The sequence below is a fragment of the Bradyrhizobium sp. Kon56 genome, assembly GCF_055807635.1.
This window is the reverse complement of sequence record NZ_JBVVOU010000183.1, coordinates 1-389: the sequence shown is the minus strand read 5'-3', so window position 1 is coordinate 389 and position 389 is coordinate 1. Positions and strand designations below refer to the sequence as shown.

Here is a 389-nt window from a genome sequence, read left to right as displayed (position 1 = left end):
CAGCAGCGCTGGCTTTTTGCAGCCAGTCGGGCCACGCCTGTTCAAGCCAGGCCATGTTGGGTGACTCACCTGTGGTCTCGCCGCGTGGACGAGTGGGCAGCGGCGCCTGGGTGCCTCGGATATCCGAGAAATCGAGGGTGCCGATGGCTTCGATCTGCATCGAAATCAACTCGCAGGCTTGCCAATCGAAAAAGTTCCCCTCGGGCTCGAACAGGCGCCACTGGAGTTTCCTGCGCTCGACGGAAGGAGCCAGCAGTGCGGGTACAGCCTGGTCGAATTGCTCGCGGGAGGTATATCGGTCGTAGCCCTGGAGCGGTGAGTAGGTGAGCACGACTTCGCTGCCGTTCTGTTTGCCGATCAGCACCGCGACGATGGTGTCAATGACGTGG

Annotated in this window: 1 protein-coding gene; it reads right to left on the bottom strand. The window is 61.4% G+C overall.

What is annotated here, in order from left to right; all coding sequences use genetic code 11:
• Window positions 1-389 (bottom strand): hypothetical protein (locus AC0L3B_RS38545; protein WP_473382860.1); only part of this gene is annotated, 389 nt, incomplete at both ends.